Source organism: Pseudomonas sp. VS40, assembly GCF_018587885.1.
GTDB lineage: Bacteria > Pseudomonadota > Gammaproteobacteria > Pseudomonadales > Pseudomonadaceae > Aquipseudomonas > Aquipseudomonas pergaminensis.
Genome location: NZ_JAGYWD010000006.1, coordinates 449424 through 468558 on the forward strand (window position 1 = coordinate 449424; position 19135 = coordinate 468558).

Sequence of the window (19135 nt, forward strand, 5' to 3'; positions counted from 1 at the left end):
AACTTAATCATTCAGCAGGACGGTGCCATGAACGCGACCACCCACGCTCTCTCGATCAACCCCGCCAACGGCGAAACGGTCGGCAGCTATCCCTACGAAACCGAGCAGCAACTGGACGCCGCCCTCGACCGTGCCACTCGCGCCTTCCGCACCTGGCGCCGCCAGCCGGTGAGCCAGCGCGCCGAGTTGCTGCTGAGCCTGGCCAGTGCCCTGCGTGAGCAAGCCGAAGACATGGCGCAGATGATCACCCTGGAAATGGGCAAACCCATCGCCCAGGCCCGTGCCGAAATCGAAAAATGCGCACAGCTCAGCGAATGGTACGCCGCCCACGGCCCGGCCATGCTCGCCCCGGAACCGACGCTGGTGGACAACGGCAGCGCCCAGATCGAGTACCGCCCGCTGGGCCCGATCTTCGCGGTGATGCCGTGGAATTTCCCGGTGTGGCAAGTACTGCGCGGCGCCGTGCCGACCATGCTGGCCGGCAACACCTATGTGCTCAAACACGCACCGAACGTCATGGGCAGCGCGTACCTGATCCAGCAGGCCTTCCACAAAGCCGGGTTCGCCGAAGGCCTGTTTGAAGTGGTCAACGTCACCAACGACGGCGTATCCAAAGCCATCGCCGACCCACGCATCGCCGCCGTCACCCTCACCGGCAGCGTACGTGCCGGTATCGCCATCGGCTCCCAGGCCGGCGCCGCGCTGAAAAAATGCGTGCTGGAACTGGGCGGCTCCGATCCCTTCATCGTGCTCAACGACGCCGACCTCGACGCCGCCGTGCAAGCCGCGCTGATCGGCCGCTTCCAGAACAGCGGCCAGGTCTGCGCCGCCGCCAAACGCCTGATCATCGAAGCGGGTGTGGTCGAAGCCTTCACCGCCAAATTCCTGGAGGCCAGCCGTGCGATGGTGATGGGCGACCCGACGTCAGCCGCCACCTACATCGGCCCGATGGCCCGCTTCGACCTGCGCGACGAGCTGCACGGCCAGGTCCAGGCCACCCTGGAAGAAGGTGCTACCCTGCTGCTCGGCGGCAACAAAGTACCCGGCGCCGGCAACTACTATGCGCCGACCGTGTTGGCCAACGTCACCGACCAGATGACCTCGTTCAAACAGGAACTGTTCGGGCCCGTCGCCTCGATCATCACCGCCCGCGACGCCGACCATGCCGTGGCCCTGGCGAATGACAGCGAGTTCGGCCTCACCGCCAGCATTTTCACCACCGACCCGGCAAAGGCGCGCGATATCGCCAACCAGCTGGAAACCGGCGGCATCTTCGTCAATGCCTTCAGCGTCTCCGACCCTCGGGTGGCGTTTGGCGGGATCAAGAAGAGCGGTTTCGGGCGTGAGTTGTCGCACTTCGGCGTGCGGGAGTTCTGCAACGCACAGACGGTGTGGCTGGATCGCAAGTAAGACGCTTCGGCGGCGCGGGCACGGATCGTGGCTATCAACCACTCAGCCCCGCCGCCAAGGCTTCCAGTACCACACTGACCTTGGGCAACGCCTGGCGATTCTTGACCCAGGCCAGCCTGATCGCAGCCCCTTCAGTGGCCAACTGCGGCAACACCTCAACCAGCTTGCCTTCCTCCAGCGATGGCCGGACCACCCACGACGGCAGTTGCACGATCCCACAACCGGCCAACGCAGCCTGCATCAAGCCATCGCCATTGCCGATCACCAGGTGCGGCGTCATCTGCCAACGCCGCGGAGTGCCCGGTTCACAGGCAAAGTCCCAGGGGCTGATGCGTCCGTCCACCCAGCCGTAGGCGATGCACTGATGCTGCTCAAGTGCCTGTTCGGATGTCGGCACGCCATGATTCGCCAAATAGGCCGGCGAGGCGCACAGGGTGTGCCATTCACGCGCAAGCACACGCTGCTCCACCGTTTCCGGCCAGACATCCGCACCACCGATGCGCACCACCACATCCACGCCCTCTTTAAATGGATCCACTAACCCGTCACTGAAGGAAATGTGCGGCACCAAGGACGGAAATGCCTGCAGCAAAGGCAGCAGCATCGGCAACACGCGGACGCGCCCGAACACACTGGGCAGGTCAATGCGCACACGTCCGCGCGGTTCACTTTGCTCGGCGCGCAGCGACAGCTCGGCGTCCTCCAGGTCAGCCAGCACGCCCGTGCAGGTACGGTAAAACGCCACGCCGGCCTCGGTGAGGGACAAGCGCCGTGTCGTGCGCAGGAACAGCCGAGCGCCCAGGCGTTTTTCCAGCCGCGCGATGCTTTTACTGATGGCCGACGCCGTCAGGTTCATCTTCTCGGCAGCGGCGGTAAAGCTGCCGTAGTCCGCGACACACACAAACACATCGATACCTTTCAAGCGTTCGGAAGAAAACATGGACGTCCTGTATTCGTGAATTCAATTCAGGTAACTCGGTAAAAATCATCCTAAATCAGAATTCAACTCAACAGTAAGCTATGCCTGACAAACGCTGACACTGAGGCCCGGATGCTGACCACGCTGAAAAACTACCCCCTGACCGTCAACCTGCTGCTGGGTGCGTCACTGGTGTTGACGCTCGCCAGGGCGATCACCTTGCCCTACCTGGTGATCTACCTGTCGGGCGAGTTCGGCTTGGGCGTGGCCGACATCGGCCTGGTGATCGGCAGCTCGCTGATCATCGGCTCCGTGATGAGCCTGTATGGCGGTTACCTGGTGGACAGCCTGCCCGGTTATCGTTTGCTCCTGGGCTGTTGCGCAGTTTTCACCCTGGGCTTTCTGGGCGCGTTCATCGCGCGAGAACTGTGGGTGTTCTTCACCTGCCTGGTCGCGATCAACCTGGCGTATGCCGTGATCGACATTGCGGTCAAATCCGGATTTGGCCGGCTACTGCCCGTTGATGCGCGCAGCGAAGCGTTTTCGATCAAATACACCCTGACCAATGTCGGCTATGCCGTCGGCCCCTTTCTCGGTGCAGGGCTGGCTACGCTCGCTATCAGCCTGCCCTTCCTGGCGTCGGCGGTACTTGGGGCCGGGTTCTTTACGGTGTATTGCGTGTGGGGCGACAGGCACTGGGTGCCGACCCCTGCCAACCAGCATGGCGCGCCGTTCCTGGCGGTCGGCAAACGACTGCTGCGGGACTACCGCTTGGTGTGCTTTACCGTGGGAGGGATGCTCAGCGCAGTGGTGTTTGGCCAGTTCACCGCCTACCTCTCGCAATACCTGGTCGTCACCACCACGGCCGAGGCGGCGTACCGGATCATCAGCAGCGTGGTGGCCACCAACGCGCTGATGGTGATCAGCCTGCAATACATGATCGGCAAGCGCATCACCCATCAACACCTGCACCTGTGGCTTGCTGGTGGGCTGGGCATGTTTATCGCCGGGCTGGCGGGGTTCGGCTTGTCCACCTCACTGATGTGCTGGGTGCTGTCCATGGCGATCTTCACCTTGGGAGAGATCATCGTGTTCCCTGCCGAGTACATGTTCATCGACATCATCGCGCCCGAGCCTCTGCGGGGCATGTACTACGGCGCGCAAAACCTCGGCAACGTCGGCGCAGCCCTAGGGCCGGTGCTGTGCGGGATGGTGCTGGCGACACAGCCCGCCCACGCCATGTTCTACATGCTGGCGCTGTTTGTGGTCGCGGGCGGGTTGCTCTACAGCCTGGGCGCGTGCCTGGCAGGCAGGGTTAAAGCTGCCACCTGAACATCAGCAGCGCACATGCCGACGCACACACTGCACCAGCCCGTCCAGCGCCTGCGACTTCACCGGCGCCAGCACGCAGACCGTGTGCTCGCGCTGATCCTCCTTCACCGTCAGGGTGTAATGCACCTGGCCCGGATTACCGGTGGCAGGTGCATTGCTTTGCGGCAATTGAAAGAAGTCGCAGGCCTCGACAAGCCGCCGCAACTCCTGCTGGTCCTGCTCCGGCAGCGCGTCCAGTTCCACCGTCTGTGGCTTGGCCAGGCCCGGAAAGAACCCAGGCCCGCCATTTTCCTTGATTGAAATTTGCATGGTTGTTCCTCGCGTCAGACAGCAATGCCGACCGCCTTCCAACCGTCCTTGACCGCTTTCTGTTCATCCTTGTTTGCGCCGTAGAGTCGGCCCGCAACATCGTAAGTGATACGCGCAAAGCGCAGGAAGCCGGAGTTGGGCCGCAGCCGCGCATCGCGCAGCGCGTCATACCAGATGCGCCCGGCGCGCTCCCAGGCAAACCCGCCCAGCGCTGTCGCCACCTGGTAGAACGCATGGTTGGGAATGCCGGAATTGATATGCACCCCGCCGTTATCCTCGTAGGTTTGCACAAAATCATCCATGTGCCCGGGCTGCGGGTCCTTGCCCAGCAGTTTGTCGTCAAACGCGGTGCCGGGGGCTTTCATCGAACGTAGGGCGGTGCCTTTGATCTTCTTGGTGAACAGCCCTTTGCCGATCAGCCAATCGGCGTCTTCCGCGCTTTGCTTCAACGCGTATTGCTTGATCAGCGAACCGAACACGTCCGACAGCGACTCGTTCAACGCCCCGGACTGGTTGAAATACATCAGCTTGGCCTCGTCTTCGGTGACGCCATGGGCCAACTCATGGCCAATCACGTCGAGGGCCACCGTGAAGCGGTTGAACAACTGCGCGTCTCCATCCCCGAACACCATCTGGGTCGAGTTCCAGAACGCGTTGTTGTAGTTCTGGCCAAAATGCACGGTGGCGTCCAATGCCATGCCGGCATCGTCGATGGAGTTGCGGTCAAAGACCTCGTCGAAAAAATCGAAGGTGGCGCCCAAGCCATCATAGGCCTCGTCCACCGCCGCATCACCGCTGGCAGGCTGCCCTTCGCCACGGATCAGCGTGCCGGGCAGGCTATCGGTACCTGCGGCGCTGTAGATCGAGCGACGCTTGCCGGCGCCCATGGCCAGGGCCATGCGCGCCGGGCCTTGGGCCGGTACGGCGACCATGCGCAACGAGCGGAACGTGCTGTCCTTGGCGCGGGTGCGCAGCGCGACCTCCCGTTGCGCCTTGTCGCCGTTGCGCGCGATCTGGTCGAGCATATAGGGCGGGATGAGGCAGAAAATCGGATTGCGATGCTGCTGACGAACACACATTGGCTGGCTCCATTTGGCATGTGACAACGTCCGAGTAATCGATTCAGGATAGACCCAGGGGGCTAACGCGCATCATCAATTGTCATTAACGTATGTTGCAGTCGTGTTTATCCAAGGAGGACTTACCGATGCCCGCACGTAAAACCAAAATCGACCTTTCGTACCGTCCCCGGCTCGCCGACCTGCGCCCATTGATCGCACCGAGCCCCACGTTACTGGCGGCGCGAGCGGCGACACCCCGCGTCACACCGGCCAAAGACTTGAAGGACCGGCGCGGTTACGCTGACGACTTTCTCGGCAGCTTCGCGGTGCCCTGGCCCACGGTCGAGGAGGCCTTGGCGGCTGATACACAGAAGCGCCTGGACTACACGCACTTCTCAATCACGATGTCACGCGCGAAGCGCCTCGCACTGTACGTGGGCGTCAACATCGACGGCGGCCAGCACGTAGACATCATCCGCAGCAACGACACCTGGGCCTATGACGGCCGCTTGCCCACGGACGCACAGGTGGGCGAAGCGCTCTATGCCAGCAATGGCCTGGACCGCGGCCACCTGGTCCGCCGCCAAGACCCCAACTGGGGCGACACGGCGCAAACCGCCAACCTCGACACCTTCCATTTCACCAACTGTTCGCCGCAGATGAGCGGGTTCAACCAGAAGACCTGGCTGGAGCTCGAAGACTACATCCTCGACAACACCCAACGCTGGAAAGCCCGGGCCACCGTGTTCAGCGGCCCGGTGTTCGCCGACGACGACCGTGTGTACCGAGGCGTGCAGATCCCCAAGGCATTCTGGAAAGTCGTCGCCTACCTCAGCGATGACGGCAAGCCTTCGGCCAGTGCCTACATGATCGATCAGAGCCGCGAACTGGGCCAACTCGACCTGGTGTTCGGCCAACTCAGGACCTACCAGCGCAGCGTCATCCAGATAGAACGCCTGACCGGCATCCGCTTCGCCAACCTGGCCGACTACGACGGTTTCAGCAACGAAGAACGCGCCACCGGCACGCGCATTGAAGCGCTGATACAAGGTCCAGAGGACATACGTCTCTGACCGAGGCTTCACATGTTGAACGGCGTCACACCCAACACCAACCACGATGCGAAGCAAGCCGCTCGTGGTCTTGATCTTGATCTTGATCTTGATCTTGATCTTGATCTTGATCTTGATCTTGATCTTGATCTTGATCTTGATCTTGATCTTGATACTGCTTTTGATCTCAGGCGCCCCGTCAAACACGCTGGCCGGAATTCGACAGGGATTTGGGGGGTAAACCGGCAGGGATGCCGGTTTAGCCGCCCCGCGCCATGGATGGCGCGTGGCGGCGCCCCCCCAAATACCTGTCGGATTACGGGCACACCGAGCCTAGGCGAGGTGCCGAGTGTTGGGGCAAGAGCCCTTTGGTTACTTTGGGGCTCTTTTCCAAAGTGACCCGCCGTAAGGGCGGAACCAATAGAAGCCTTTACCTAAATAACGGATATGTACCCGATCAGATCCAACACCCAGGTCGGCTGTCAGGCCGCCTTCGCAGGCAAGCCAGCTCCCACATTTGGATCGTGGGGTGGCAGTTAGAGCGTGGTCGGCTGTTAGGCCGTCTTCGCAGGCAAGCCAGCTCCCACATTTGGGGCGTGGGGTGGCAGTTAGAGAGTGGTCGGCTGTCAGGCCGCTTTCGCAGGCAAGCCAGCTCCCACATTTTTGGATCGCGGGGCGACAGTTAGTTTGTGGTCGGCTGTCAGGCCGCTTTCGCAGGCAAGCCAGCTCCCACATTTGGATCGTGGGGTGGCAGTTAGAGTGTGGTCGGCTGTCAGGCCGCTTTCGCAGGCAAGCCAGCTCTCACATTTAGATCGCGGGGCAACAGTAAAAGAGTGGTCGGCAGTTAGGCCGCCTTCGCGAGCAAGTCAGCGCCCACACTCTGGATCGCGGCGGTTAACAGTAAGGTTGCGCCCGGCCGTCAAGCCGCCAGCGCCGTACCCAGCGTGGTGTAGATACCTGCGCCCGTTGGCCGACCCTCATTGCGCATTGATGTAATGAAACTGCGCCTGGGTCTTCTCAACCGCCGTACGCACTTTGTCCTTCTGCGCATCGGTGCCCGAGTAATAAATCTGCATGCCCTTCAAATCCTGCCCTTCAACCGCCTTGCCAATCACGGCAACATCAACCGGCGTACTGGCACCGATAATCAAAAAGAACCCATCGCCCAAGCGCTTGGCATTGAGCAGCTCTCCCCGCAGTTGCGCAGCGTTCTGCTCACCGGCCATGGAAATCGCCAGGGTATCGCCGAACATACCGCTCTTGGGGATGCTCGTCGTGTGCAAACGGAGCTGTTCCGACCCGGCTGGCATCGATTTGACATAAGCGGTGGTGGCCTCGTCAAAAATCTGCTTTTCAGATTTACCCTGGGTGGCACAACCGGCGAGCGTGGCGACGAGTACGAGCGCGATGAAAGATTTCACTGTGTATTCCTTGTGATAAAGCGATCCATTGGCTGCGCATCATAGGTGCCCCACCTTCAAAGAGCTACCACTGGCTTTTCGGCCTCCCGTTCAACCTCGCGATCGACTACCATACCGCGCCGGTTCCCAAACGGGACTAATAGGGAATCCGAAGCGCGGTACCTGCGCGCCAATCGGAACTGCCCCCGCAACTGTAGGTGCTGAGCCTGCTCCTCGATGCCACTGGACCTTGTCCGGGAAGGCCGGAGCGTGGCGACGACGCATCAGTCAGGAGACCTGCCGGCTCATGCTCAATCACTAACCGGCGGGGTGTCCGGGAAGGACATTCTTGCCTGTCTCTACCACAGCGCTCGAGGGTGTGTTTCCGAACCGTACCTCCCCAGTTCCACGTACGGTTCATTCGGAGATAGCCCCATGCTGCCACGCGTTACCGCCCTGCTCACCGGCATTGGCTGCTGTGCCCTGGCCCACGCCGCGCCCACCCACTACCCGCTGACCGTGGAAAACTGCGGCAGCAGCCTCAGCTTCCAACAAGCCCCCGCCCGTAGTGTGACCATCGGCCAGGCCGCCACCGAGATGCTGTATGCCTTGGGCGTGGGCGACAAAGTGGTCGGCACCTCGCTGTGGTTCAACAGTGTGTTGCCGCAATACAAAACACAGAACGACCGCATCGAGCGCCTGGCCAACAACGAGCCGAGCTTCGAAGCCGTGATCGCCAAGCGCCCGCAACTGGTGGCCGCCGAGCTGGAATGGGTAGTCGGGCCGCAAGGCGTGGTCGGCACCCGCGAGCAATTCCATGAACTGAAGATCCCCACCTACCTGCTGCCCTCCGACTGTGAAGGCAAGGACAACCTGGTGGGCGCCGACGGCACGCGGCTGGAGCCGTTCCGTATCGAGACTATCTATAAGAGCATTAGCCAACTGGCGCAGATTTTCGACGTTCAGGATCGCGGCCAGCAGTTGAACGATGAGCTCAAGGCACGCCTGGCCAAGTCCGTCGCCACCGTGCAAGGCAAAGGCCTCAAGCAGGCCAGCGCGCTGGTGTGGTTCTCCAGTTCGGAGATGGCCAGCGACCCGTATGTGGCCGGGCATAAAGGCATTCCCGAATTCATGCTGCAAACCCTCGGCCTGTCCAACGTGGTGCAGTCCGATGAAGAGTGGCCCGCCGTCGGCTGGGAAACCATTGCCAAGGCCAACCCGACCTTCCTGGTGATCGCGCGCATGGACCGCCGCCGCTACCCCGCCGACGACCATGAAAAGAAACTGGCGTTTTTGCGCAGCGACCCGGTGACCCGCAACATGGATGCGGTGAAAAACAACCGTATCATCATCCTCGACGCCCTGGCATTGCAGGCCAGCATCCGCATGTTCGACGGTCTTGAACAACTGGCCACGGCCATCGACGGCTACGACCTGCCGAAATGATGCGCACCCTACTCGCCCTGGCCCTGCTCCTGGCCGCCGTACTGGCCGGCGTGGCCATCGGTGAAACCGCCATTTCGCCGCACGTGGTGCTCCAGGTACTCGCCAACAAACTGTGGGCGGCCGGCTACGTGCTCGACCCCATCGACGAAGGCGTGGTGTGGAATTACCGCCTCACCCGTGCCCTGGTCGCAGCCGCGTGCGGTGCGGGGCTGGCCACCTGCGGGGTGATCCTGCAATCGCTGTTGCGCAACCCGCTGGCCGATCCGTACCTGCTGGGCATCAGCGCTGGCGCTTCGACTGGCGCGGTGTTGGTGGCGTTGATGGGCGTGGGCGGTGGCTTGATTTCGTTATCGGCCGGCGCATTCGTCGGCGCGATGGCGGCATTTGCGCTGGTGATCCTATTGGCGCGTGCCAGTGGTTCGGCCAGTGGCACCGGCCAGATCATCCTCGCCGGCATTGCCGGCTCGCAGCTGTTCAATGCACTCACCGCGTTTCTGATCACCAAGTCGGCCAGTTCCGAACAGGCGCGCGGCATCATGTTCTGGCTGCTGGGCAACCTCAGCGGCGTGCGCTGGCCCTCGGTGTGGCTGGCGGTGCCGGTAGCGGTCGCTGGGTTGGCCGTGTGCCTGTGGCACCGGCGGGCGCTGGATGCGTTCACCTTCGGCAGCGACTCGGCGGCGTCCCTTGGTATCCCGGTGCGCCGCGTGCAATTTGTGCTGGTGGGCTGCGCGGCCCTGGTGACGGCGGTGATGGTGTCGATTGTCGGCTCCATCGGCTTTGTCGGGCTGGTGATTCCCCACGCCGTGCGCTTGCTGCTCGGCACCGGGCATTCACGCCTGCTGCCGGCGAGTGCGTTGGGCGGTGCGCTGTTTTTGATTGCGGCGGACGTGCTTTCACGCACTTTGATCAAGGGCCAGGTGATTCCGGTCGGGGTGGTCACGGCGCTGGTCGGCGCGCCGGTGTTCGCGCTGATCCTGATCGGCCGGAGGAATGCGCGATGAGCGTACTGAGCTGCACCGGCCTGGGCTTCAAGGTGCGTGAGGTCGAGCTGCTGCGCGATATCCACCTGGACGTTCAGCTGGGTGAAACCTTGGGGATTGTCGGGCCGAATGGCTCCGGCAAGTCCACTTTGCTCAAGCTGCTCGCCGGCCTGCGCACGCCGGCGTCTGGCGACGTGTTGCTGGGCGGCCAGCGCCTGGGCACGCTATCGCGCCGCGCCATCGCACAACAACTGGCCGTGGTGGAACAGCAGGCCGATACCGACGACGCCATCCGCGTGTTCGACGCCGTGGCGCTGGGCCGTACGCCGTGGCTGTCGGCGCTGAGCCCGTGGTCGAGCGAAGACGACGCCATCGTGAACCAGGCCTTGCATGACGTCGACGCCATCCACCTGAGCCAACGCGCCTGGCGCAGCCTCTCGGGCGGTGAACGCCAACGGGTGCACATCGCCCGTGCGTTGGCGCAACGGCCGCAGATCCTGTTGTTGGATGAGCCGACCAATCATTTGGATATCCAGCATCAGCTTGGCATTTTGAAGGGCGTGCAAGGGTTGCCCGTCACCACCTTGATTGCCTTGCATGATCTGAATCAGGCGTTGACCTGTGATCGACTGGCGGTGTTGGATCACGGGCGGTTGGTGGCACTGGGCAAACCACTGGAGGTCCTCACACCGCAGCGGTTACAGGAAACCTTTGGGGTGCAGGCGCATTACCTCACCGACCCGTTCGACGGGGCGCAGATATTGCGGTTGCGCCCGATCTAATTGTGGCGAGCGGGCTTGCCACGAAGATCTACAGGAAACGCTGCATATGCGTGGTCTGCCACACCGGGTCAGCCTCCACATCCACCACCGCAAACCCCTGCCGAAGCCAAAAATCAATCGCCCCCGGCAAAAACGGATGGGTGTGCAGGTACATCACCTCCACCCCCTCCGTCCGCGCCATCGCCTCCAGCGCACGGTACAAATAGCGCGCCAAACCACAGCGGCGAAACGCCGGCAGCACAAACAGACGCACCACCTCGACGGTCTTGTGGCCTTGGTAATCCAACTGCGGAAAACGTCGGTCATAGGGTAGGTAGCCAATCGCAGCGACTGTCTGGCCCTCATCGCGGGCAAGCAGAAATTGCCCATCGCCCTGCAAATAGATCGCCTCGAACCGCGCCAAGTCTGCCGGCATCCCCGTCGCACTGAGCGTGGGGAAAAGCTCGGCACGGGCTTGCAGCACGAATCTCAATGCCTCAGGGATATCCGCCGCCGTGACCGCCTGAATGATCGGGCTTGAACTCATGCAACGGCGATCTGCGTAATCCCCACCACCTGCGCCTGCTCCAGTATTTCATCCGGGCTCGCATCCGCGGGGGGCAGGATCAAGCCATTCTCGGCATCGCCAAAATGCAGCTGCAGCAAATGCAACGCTGCTTCATGCACGGGTAGCTGGGGTTGCTTGAGTTCGAACACATGGGTACGGGGTTCGTCGTTGAACAGGTAGTTGAGGGTGTATTCGTGCATGGAGGAAGTCCTTGTTTGGAGAGGAGCAACTGATTTACCTGACCGAATGATCAAGTTTTAAGTTCCCTTTCCATTTGCGCGCTCATAGCGAAGGTAGCCATGGGAGCCTGTCCCCACGCTGATAAACCCTGCACGTTCATACATCAGTCGGGCTGGGTTGTCGGGGCGCACGCTCAAACTCAGGTGGGTGCAGCCGCTGCCCAACGCCGCAACCCCATAAGCGTCCAGCAACGCCCGACCTATCCCCTTGCGCCGATGAGCTTCGCTGACATTGATCGTGTACAGCTCGGCGAAACCGTCCTCGGGCTTCCATAGCGAATACCCGACAAACTGACCGTCCAGCACCGCGACCGTGAGCAGCTCGAAGTTATCGACCCACAGCGCGAGGTTGCGCTCCACCTGCGAGCGCCAACCGGCTTCGTGAGTAGGCTCCCACTGTTGGATGTAGGCCAACTCCCCTCGGTAGATTGACGGTAGGTCAGTGACAATCGCTGGGCGTAGGCTCAGTGCATTCACAGGCACGTATTTTCCTTGGCGCTTTATTGGAAGGCGCAAGATTACTTGGACGATGTAAGGTTGAGTACTTCCCCGCTCACTCGCTGGCTTATCCACTCACGGCAACAGGCAAGCACTTCCTTCCCCATCACCACCGGAAAATGAATAAACCCATGCGCCGCCTCCGGCAACAGGTACGCTTCAGCCCCTGGCCAGCGCTCAGCAATCAACAGTGTGTCATCCTTCAAAGGGTCCAGCTCACCCACAAACATCAACGCCGGCGGCAAGCCTTCGAAATCGCCATACAAGGGTGAAAGCGGCGGCTGCCGTCGCGCGTCATCACTCAACCCCGGCGTGAGCATGCGCAGCGCCTCGACCATGCCCGGCCCGTCCAGCAACAGCGTGTCCGGCCCCGCCGCGCGCACGCTGGGTGTGCCGGTCAAGTCGTAGACGCCGTAATACAACACCGCCCCGCTCACCCGCTGGAGCAGCGCTGGCCATTGCTTCAGCGCGAGCAAGGTGGCCGCTGCCAGGTGCCCACCGGCCGATTCACCGACGACGAACACCGGCAGGCCAGCGAATTCCTCGGCGGTGAGCAACCAACGCGCGGCCGCCAGGCAGTCGTCCATCAGCCCTTCGACCGGCGTGTCGACCGCCAGCCGATAATCCACCGACACCACCGTCACGTCGCAGGCATTGACCATCCCCAGGTTCAGGTCGTCATCCATCTGCGCATTGCCGATCACCCAGCCGCCGCCGTGGATATCCAGCACCACACCTTTAGGCTTGCCGCTGGGGCGCAGGATGCGCACGGGGACTGAATCGACGTAATGGGTTTCAGCCAAAGGGGCTTGCTTGATCTTCTGACTGACCCGCAACAGCGCCTGGATCAAACGCGGCGTGACGCGATTGCGGATCTTGAAGCGCGGCAACCAGGCGAGTTTCTGGTTGAATCGGCGCATCTCGGCCAGTTCGGGCTCACTGGCGGGCCAGGGTTTAACGGCCATCAGCGGTTATTGCGCAGGATCGAAAAGTTCAGCGCCGCCGCCACGCACAGCCACGCCAGGTAAGGGAACAGAATCAAGCCAGTGATCAGATCCAGACGCACCGCCAACACCACCATCGCCGCCACCGTGACCCACAGCACCGTGATAATCACCATCGCGGCGAGGATGCGATGGGCACCGAAGAACACCGGCGTCCACAGGGTGTTCAACGCAATCTGCGCCGCCCACAAGGCCAGCACCATTTGGCTACCTGGAATCAGGCTGAGGCGGTATCCGGCCCAAGCCAGCAGCAAGTAGATAATCGTCCACGCCACCGGGAACAACCAATTGGGCGGGGTGAAGCTGGGTTTAACCAGGGATTCGTACCAGGCACCCGGCTTGAAAATAATGCCGGTGCTGGCGGCAGCGGCGCAGGCGAGCAGGAAGATGAAGAAGGTCATAGTCGGTCCTTGGCTGGGCATTTCAACCTTGGACGTGCAGGACGCGGGTAAAAGTTCACTGCGGTTTCAATGTAAAGCTGACTGCGAGGCGGTGGCACTGCCAGTACTTTTGTTGACTGATACACCGCTTTCGCAGCCTCGCTAAAGCTCGACAGCTCCCACAAGGGTCCGCGTACCTGGCGGAATTTCAGTTATCTGTGCAAATGTCAGCCACACCCCAGATCTAATGTGGGAGCTGTCGAGCCCCGGCGAGGCTGCGATGGCGGCGGCACTGCCAGCATTTTCGTTGACTGATACACCGCGTTCGCAGCCTCGCTAAAGCTCGACAGCTCCCACAGGGGTCCGCGTACCTGGCGGAGTTTCAGCCATCTGTGCAAATGTCAGCCACACCCCAGATCTAATGTGGGAGCTGTCGAGCCCCAGCGAGGCTGCGAAGGCGGTGGCACTGCCAGCATTTTCGTTGACTGATACACCGCTTTCGCAGCCTCGCTAAAGCTCGACAGCTCCCACAAGGGTCCGCGTACCTGGCGGAGTTTCAGCCATCTGTGCAAATGTCAGCCACACCCCAGATCTAATGTGGGAGCGGTCGAGCCCCAGCGAGGCTGCGATGGCGGCGGCACTGCCAGTACTTTTGTTGACTGATACACCGCTTCGCAGCCTCGCTAAAGCTCGACAGCTCCCACAATTCTCAACCAAGGCCAGCGCGCTTGATAACTGCGGGCCTTTTGCGCGAACAACTCAGGTTCTCGATGCACCGGGTTGATGCGCAGCACGCCCTGCGCCACATCTTTCAGCCCATACGGCGCGTACAGTTCGCCCGTGGCAATCTCCAACCCAATGCACGTACCCGCCACCAAGTAACGATCAATCCCTTGTTTGGCCGAGTGCAACGGCGGATAAGGCCGACCAAACCGCTCGGCGTACCAGAGATGAACCCGCGCTTGGTTCTTCACTTCCACATTCACGCCCAGGTCCTGAAACAACCCCTCGGCCCTGCGGATCACCCTGTCCTCGGCCTCGTAGGACAGGTCGGTATCAAAGTAGAAGACGTCGTAGTCCTTAACGCCCTGGGCTGCAGGCAGATTCGACTGATGATTCCACACCGCCTGGAACAGGCAGCCCGCCGTGAGAAAACACTGGTCCACCTCCAAGTCAGGCAGGCGCGCGGTGATTTCGGCGTTGATGGGGTTGGCCATGGCCAGGTTGATCAGGGTTTCGACGGTCAATGTCATGGGCACTCCTTGAGGTGTCACCAGCCTACACGACCGAGAAGAGGATTTCGTGACCGACACGCCTAAATCAAACCCAGCGTCAGTGCCTTCAGCGTGGCGGCCGCACGCGTTGTGCACTCCAATTTGCGAAACACGCTTTCCACATGGGTGCGCACGGTGCTCGGGCTAATGCCTAGTTGGCGCGCCACTTCCTTGTTGCTGCCACCTTTACTGATGCGCTGCAAAATCTCGGTTTCGCGCTCGGTCAGCGGGCCATTGCTGGCCTTGCAGCCTTTGACCGACAGCTCGCCCCGCGCCGCAGCGATCACCGCCTGGCACGCGCGGGGGTCGAAGCGCCCCTGCTGCGCCTCATCCAACAGCACGCGTTCAGCCCCCTCCTCGCTGAACGCCGGCCGCCACGGACGCTCGCTGCGCAAGGCCTCCCAGGCCAGTGTGGCGGTGAGCAAGCGGTGCTCGTCCGTCAGTGCATCGCCGCTGAGGCTGCGGAAGTACCCACTGCCGTCCAGCCGCTCATAGGCGTGGGCTGCCAATTGCCCCGGCACCGCGAGCGCGGGAATCTGGCCGCACACGCGGGACGTCCAGTAGGGCACCAAACGGGCCTGCTCGAGGTCGTCGTCCAGCAGCGCACTGGGGCTGTTCCAGATGCGATTGGGCACCGCCGCCCGGCCGATACCGTGAATCAATGCCGCCTGGCTCAGGTGATTGGTAGTGGTGTGCGACAGGCCACACAGGCCCGCCGCCACACGCACCAATTCGGCCGAACGCCGCGAATACCCGGCGAGCCAGGGCAACTTGAGGTCGATCACGTCGCCCACCAGGGTCAACGGCACCTCACGTAGCTCGGTGCGCGCGCAAGCCAGCCCCTCCGGTACTGAACGCAGTTGCTCCAGCCAGTCCTCGGCGTGCCGCGACAGCTCGGCGATCAGTGCACCCGGATAGCGTTGATCACGCTGGCCTGCGATCCATTGCAACGCCATCTCAAGGCCGTGCACCCGCGACAGAATCTCCAGGTCGCCCGCCAGCACCACCCAATAGACCACTTCCGGCACCTGTGGATGGCGCAGGCCAAAGGGTCTGCCGCCGCCGTCGAACTGCTCGAACACATTGCGCAGGCCGCGCTCAACGCCGGCATTAAGCCCCAAGGTGCGCGCGATGTCGCCGGACACCTCGCAATGCACCTGCGCCAACCCCGTCGCCTGGCCCACAGCGCGCACGCCCGCCGCGTCGAGGGTCTGGCTGAGCATCGCGTTGCGGCCCTGCACGTCGTCGCCGAGCAACGCGGTAAAACCGTCCGCATTGGCCGTGCACCCCGACCAGCGCAGCAGCGCCACCTGGCGGCCGATGTCGATGTGCTCGCCGTCGCCGTGGCAGGCCTGGCCCAGCAGCTGCACCAGGCGTGCCGTGCGGCGCGACTGGCCGAACGGCTGGCCCATGCTCAAGTCGCCGACCATGGACAACGCCAGGATCGCGCCGTCCATCTCAATGCAGTCAGTGTCGTCCATACGCCTCTCCGCTCAGATTATTTGGCCGGCCTCGGATAAACGACCGATACCCGCGCGCCCCCGCAATGCCGACACTGGCGTCACCCCCAACCGGAGACACCGCCATGTTCAAGCCCAAAGCAATCGCCCTCGCACTCGCCATGACCACTTCGCTTTTCGCCAGCGCCAGCTTCGCCGCCCAACCCTCGGTGGTGATCGTGCACGGTGCCTTTGCCGACGGTTCCGACTGGGCCAAGGTGGTGCCGCTGCTGCAAACCCAAGGTATCAAGGTGACCGTGGTGCAAAACCCGCTGACCTCCCTGGCCGACGACGTCGCCGCTACCCAACGCGTGCTCAACAACCAGGACGGCAACGTCGTACTGGTCGGGCATTCCTGGGGCGGCACCGTGATCAGCGAGGCCGGCACTGACAAGAAAGTGCGCAGCCTGGTCTACGTCGCCGCCTTCGCACCGGATGCAGGCCAAGCCAGCAAAGACCTGGGCAAAGACTACCCCGCCCCGACCGGCGTCAAAGACATTACAGCTGATAAAAACGGCTTTCTCTACATGACCGCGCAAGGCATGGCCACCGGCTTCGCCCAGGACCTGTCACCTGAGCAGACCGCCGTGATGGCCGCGACCCAAGGCCCGATCCGCGCCTCGGCCTTTGACGACAAAACCAGCGTCGCCGCCTGGAAAGGCAAGCCGTCGTGGTACGTGGTGGCCCGTGACGACCGCATGATCCAGCCCGACCTGCAGCGCGCCTTCGCCAAGAAAATCGGCGCACAGGTCACTGAGATCCCGGCCAGCCATGTGCCTCAACAATCGCGCCCGGCCGACGTGGCCAAGGTGATCATCCAGGCCGTGCAGCAAAGCCAGTAACGACCGGCATTCTCACAACGGGCCAGGCACTTATCAAGAACGCACGAAAAAGTAAGTGCCTGACTTTACTTGCATCAAGCGGATGGAAACGGATTCATGTCCAGCGATAATTTTGACTTCATTGTATGTGGCGCCGGCGCATCCGGCTCTGTGGTCGCCGGCCGACTGGCGGAAAACCCCGACGTTCGTGTGCTGCTGATCGAAGCCGGTGGCACTGACGACCACCCCGACATCGAACAGCCCGGCCACTGGCCGCTGAACCTGGGCACTGACCGCGACTGGAACTTCACCGCGGCCGCCAACCCGCACATCAACCACCGACAGCTCCCGCTGAGCATGGGCCGGGGCCTGGGTGGCGGGTCGAGCATCAATGTGATGCTGTGGGCGCGAGGGCACAAAAACGACTGGGAAGACTTCGCCACAGAAAGCGGCGACCCGGCCTGGAATTACGCCTCCGTGCTCAAGCTGTACCAGCGCATCGAACACTACCAAGGCACCAGCGACCCAACCCGACGCGGCACTGACGGCCCGGTTCACATTCAACCGGCGTCGGGGGCCCAGCCCATCGCCCACGCCCTGCTCGACGCCGCCCGCGCGATGGACATCCCGACCTTTGAAAGCCCCAACGGCCTGATGATGGAAGGTCGTGGCGGCGCGGCCATCAACGACTTGATCATCAAGGACGGCAAACGCCACTCCATTTATCGCGCCTATGTGCGACCACGGCCCAACCTCACCGTGCTGACCGACACGCTGGTGAGCCGGCTGCTGTTCGACGGCCAGCGGGTGGTGGGCGTTGAAGCGTTACGCGACGGGCAGACCCAGCGCTACCAGGCCGGCCACGAAGTGATCCTGTCCCTTGGCGCAATCAACACGCCCAAAGTGCTGATGCAGTCTGGCATCGGGCCTGAGCAGGAATTGCGGCGCCACGGCATCGCGCTTCGCCAGCACCTGCCCGGTGTCGGGGCGAACCATCAGGACCACGTGTCCTTCGCCGCCATCTTCGAATACGCCACGCCCCAACCCGTGGGCTACGGCGGCTCCGAAGCCACGCTGTACTGGAGCAGCGACAGCGCCCTGCGCCTGCCGGACATGTTCCACTGCCAGCTTGAATTCCCGGTGCCCAGTGCCGAAAACGCCCACCTCGGCGTCCCCGCCCACGGCTGGACCATGTTTGCCGGCCTGGCCCACCCGCAGAGCCGTGGCCTCGTGACGTTGTCCGGCCCACGCGTGGACGACGCGCCGATCATCCAACCCAACACCCTCGCGCACCCAGACGACCTGCGTTGCGCCCTGGACAACCTGCGCTTCGTCCAGGAATTGGGTGCACAGCCCGCGTTCAAGGGCCTGGTCAAAGGTGAATGCCTGCCGGGCAAGCTCGACTCGCAGGCATTGGCACACTACGCCCGCAATGCCGCCGTGACTTATTGGCACCAATGCGGTACCGCCAAAATGGGCCGGGATTCGATGTCAGTGGTTAACAGCCGCCTGCAAGTCTACGGCGTGCAGGGCCTGCGAATTGCCGACGCCTCGATCATGCCGCACGTGACCAGCGGCAACACCATGGCGCCGTGCGTGGTGATCGGCGAGCGCGCGGTGGAGGAGATTCGGGCGCTGTATCAGCTGTGAGCCGCTGAGCCATGAGCCTGCGGCCGGATCATCCTCCCCAAAAAGACTGCCTAGCCCTTCAGCTCGCCCGCCCGATGACTCGCTGCGTCGTCGTAGGCCACATACAGCGACTCGGCGATCTGGCTCTTGATGGCTTTGCTGGCTTCCAGCCCGAGGACAAAACCCTCTGCCTTCCCGCCCGCACGGTTGAGTTCTTCGTGGGTGGACGCGCCGGTGATGGCGTCGAGAAGCTTGGTGGCGTGAGGGCCGACGCCTTTCGGCAGGCTTATTTGGTCGATGGACATGGGCGATACCTTGCAAGAGAGAAATCGGTAGCGCGTGGAACCACTGCCGGGGAGGCATGGTAGACCGGTTTGCACACAAAGGGGCTGGTTTTGGCGCTCGCCGCGCAACGGGCCTACACCCCATCATGAGGAGCGCTAACGCTGCGGTGAAATCAATTCAGTTTTGCTCATGTTGTTGCCTGCCTAGAATGCACCCTACTTCAAGACAAGTTATAGACCGCTGAACACGCACCTGAATACGTTCAGGT

At 62.3% G+C, this 19135-nt stretch carries 21 protein-coding genes and 1 riboswitch; of the genes, 9 read left to right on the forward strand and 12 right to left on the reverse strand.

The window, feature by feature from the left end:
- Window positions 1-27 precede the first annotated feature (27 nt).
- Window positions 28-1410, forward strand: coding sequence for an aldehyde dehydrogenase family protein (locus tag KHP07_RS20420; protein ID WP_214497889.1), 1383 nt, complete (start codon window positions 28-30; stop codon window positions 1408-1410).
- Between the two features lie 34 nt (window positions 1411-1444).
- On the opposite strand, the gene KHP07_RS20425 is transcribed toward KHP07_RS20420, so the two are convergent.
- Complete coding sequence (locus KHP07_RS20425; protein WP_214497890.1) at window positions 1445-2350, reverse strand: LysR family transcriptional regulator; 906 nt, start codon at window positions 2348-2350, stop codon at window positions 1445-1447.
- A gap of 111 nt (window positions 2351-2461) precedes the next feature.
- Between KHP07_RS20425 and KHP07_RS20430 the strand changes: the two genes are divergently transcribed.
- The gene (locus KHP07_RS20430; protein WP_214497891.1) at window positions 2462-3661 is read left to right on the forward strand and encodes an MFS transporter; all 1200 of its coding nucleotides are present in this window, start codon (window positions 2462-2464) and stop codon (window positions 3659-3661) included.
- Window positions 3662-3664: 3 nt separating this feature from the next.
- Here KHP07_RS20430 and KHP07_RS20435 read toward each other — a convergent pair whose 3' ends face one another.
- Both KHP07_RS20435 and KHP07_RS20440 read right to left on the reverse strand, forming a co-directional pair.
- Complete coding sequence (locus KHP07_RS20435) at window positions 3665-3970, reverse strand: protealysin inhibitor emfourin (protein ID WP_028617138.1); 306 nt, start codon at window positions 3968-3970, stop codon at window positions 3665-3667.
- Window positions 3971-3984: 14 nt separating this feature from the next.
- Window positions 3985-5049, reverse strand: a complete 1065-nt coding sequence (locus KHP07_RS20440) for a M4 family metallopeptidase (protein WP_078049439.1) — start codon at window positions 5047-5049, stop codon at window positions 3985-3987.
- A gap of 128 nt (window positions 5050-5177) precedes the next feature.
- Between KHP07_RS20440 and KHP07_RS20445 the strand changes: the two genes are divergently transcribed.
- Complete coding sequence (locus tag KHP07_RS20445; RefSeq protein WP_078049440.1) at window positions 5178-6104, forward strand: DNA/RNA non-specific endonuclease; 927 nt, start codon at window positions 5178-5180, stop codon at window positions 6102-6104.
- 12 nt (window positions 6105-6116) lie between these two features.
- Window positions 6117-6482, forward strand: coding sequence for a hypothetical protein (locus tag KHP07_RS20450; RefSeq protein WP_214497892.1), 366 nt, complete (start codon window positions 6117-6119; stop codon window positions 6480-6482).
- 578 nt (window positions 6483-7060) lie between these two features.
- Here the strand turns inward: KHP07_RS20450 and KHP07_RS20455 are convergent.
- Window positions 7061-7504, reverse strand: coding sequence for a hypothetical protein (locus KHP07_RS20455; RefSeq protein WP_078049441.1), 444 nt, complete (start codon window positions 7502-7504; stop codon window positions 7061-7063).
- A gap of 103 nt (window positions 7505-7607) precedes the next feature.
- Window positions 7608-7802: riboswitch (cobalamin riboswitch) on the forward strand.
- 116 nt (window positions 7803-7918) lie between these two features.
- Between KHP07_RS20455 and KHP07_RS20460 the strand changes: the two genes are divergently transcribed.
- Genes KHP07_RS20460 through KHP07_RS20470 form a run of 3 tightly spaced genes read left to right on the forward strand, consistent with a single transcriptional unit; the run spans window position 7919 to window position 10691 of the window.
- Window positions 7919-8929, forward strand: coding sequence for an ABC transporter substrate-binding protein (locus tag KHP07_RS20460; RefSeq protein WP_078049442.1), 1011 nt, complete (start codon window positions 7919-7921; stop codon window positions 8927-8929).
- On the forward strand, window positions 8926-9930 hold the full coding sequence (locus KHP07_RS20465; protein WP_100490166.1) for a FecCD family ABC transporter permease: 1005 nt from the start codon (window positions 8926-8928) through the stop codon (window positions 9928-9930). Before KHP07_RS20460 ends, KHP07_RS20465 begins: the two co-directional genes overlap by 4 nt.
- Window positions 9927-10691 carry an ABC transporter ATP-binding protein gene (locus KHP07_RS20470; RefSeq protein WP_214497893.1) on the forward strand — a complete coding sequence of 255 codons (765 nt, stop codon included), beginning with the start codon at window positions 9927-9929 and terminating at the stop codon, window positions 10689-10691. Before KHP07_RS20465 ends, KHP07_RS20470 begins: the two co-directional genes overlap by 4 nt.
- A 28-nt stretch (window positions 10692-10719) precedes the next feature.
- Here KHP07_RS20470 and KHP07_RS20475 read toward each other — a convergent pair whose 3' ends face one another.
- From KHP07_RS20475 to KHP07_RS20505, 7 genes are all read right to left on the reverse strand, one after another.
- The gene (locus tag KHP07_RS20475) at window positions 10720-11217 is read right to left on the reverse strand and encodes a GNAT family N-acetyltransferase (RefSeq protein ID WP_214497894.1); all 498 of its coding nucleotides are present in this window, start codon (window positions 11215-11217) and stop codon (window positions 10720-10722) included.
- A complete protein-coding gene (locus KHP07_RS20480; protein ID WP_078049445.1) occupies window positions 11214-11438 on the reverse strand; it encodes a hypothetical protein in 225 nt (74 codons plus the stop codon). Before KHP07_RS20480 ends, KHP07_RS20475 begins: the two co-directional genes overlap by 4 nt.
- A 57-nt stretch (window positions 11439-11495) precedes the next feature.
- On the reverse strand, window positions 11496-11960 hold the full coding sequence (locus KHP07_RS20485) for a GNAT family N-acetyltransferase (RefSeq protein ID WP_352152445.1): 465 nt from the start codon (window positions 11958-11960) through the stop codon (window positions 11496-11498).
- Window positions 11961-11995: 35 nt separating this feature from the next.
- Window positions 11996-12940: an alpha/beta hydrolase gene (locus KHP07_RS20490; RefSeq protein WP_214497895.1), complete on the reverse strand. Its 945-nt coding sequence runs from the start codon at window positions 12938-12940 to the stop codon at window positions 11996-11998.
- Complete coding sequence (gene tspO / locus KHP07_RS20495) at window positions 12940-13380, reverse strand: tryptophan-rich sensory protein TspO (RefSeq protein WP_078049447.1); 441 nt, start codon at window positions 13378-13380, stop codon at window positions 12940-12942. Before tspO ends, KHP07_RS20490 begins: the two co-directional genes overlap by 1 nt.
- A 662-nt stretch (window positions 13381-14042) precedes the next feature.
- On the reverse strand, window positions 14043-14612 hold the full coding sequence (locus KHP07_RS20500; RefSeq protein ID WP_099493018.1) for a nucleotidyltransferase family protein: 570 nt from the start codon (window positions 14610-14612) through the stop codon (window positions 14043-14045).
- Between the two features lie 62 nt (window positions 14613-14674).
- Window positions 14675-16114, reverse strand: a complete 1440-nt coding sequence (locus KHP07_RS20505; protein WP_078049449.1) for an HD domain-containing phosphohydrolase — start codon at window positions 16112-16114, stop codon at window positions 14675-14677.
- Between the two features lie 104 nt (window positions 16115-16218).
- Between KHP07_RS20505 and KHP07_RS20510 the strand changes: the two genes are divergently transcribed.
- Together KHP07_RS20510 and KHP07_RS20515 are read left to right on the forward strand one after the other, a co-directional pair.
- The gene (locus KHP07_RS20510; RefSeq protein WP_078049450.1) at window positions 16219-16974 is read left to right on the forward strand and encodes an alpha/beta hydrolase; all 756 of its coding nucleotides are present in this window, start codon (window positions 16219-16221) and stop codon (window positions 16972-16974) included.
- Between the two features lie 96 nt (window positions 16975-17070).
- Window positions 17071-18603, forward strand: coding sequence for a GMC family oxidoreductase (locus KHP07_RS20515; RefSeq protein ID WP_099493017.1), 1533 nt, complete (start codon window positions 17071-17073; stop codon window positions 18601-18603).
- 50 nt (window positions 18604-18653) lie between these two features.
- Here the strand turns inward: KHP07_RS20515 and KHP07_RS20520 are convergent, their stop codons facing one another.
- Entirely contained in the window at window positions 18654-18887 is a 234-nt protein-coding gene (locus tag KHP07_RS20520; RefSeq protein ID WP_100490160.1) for a hypothetical protein, read from the reverse strand.
- Between the last annotated feature and the right edge of the window lie 248 nt (window positions 18888-19135).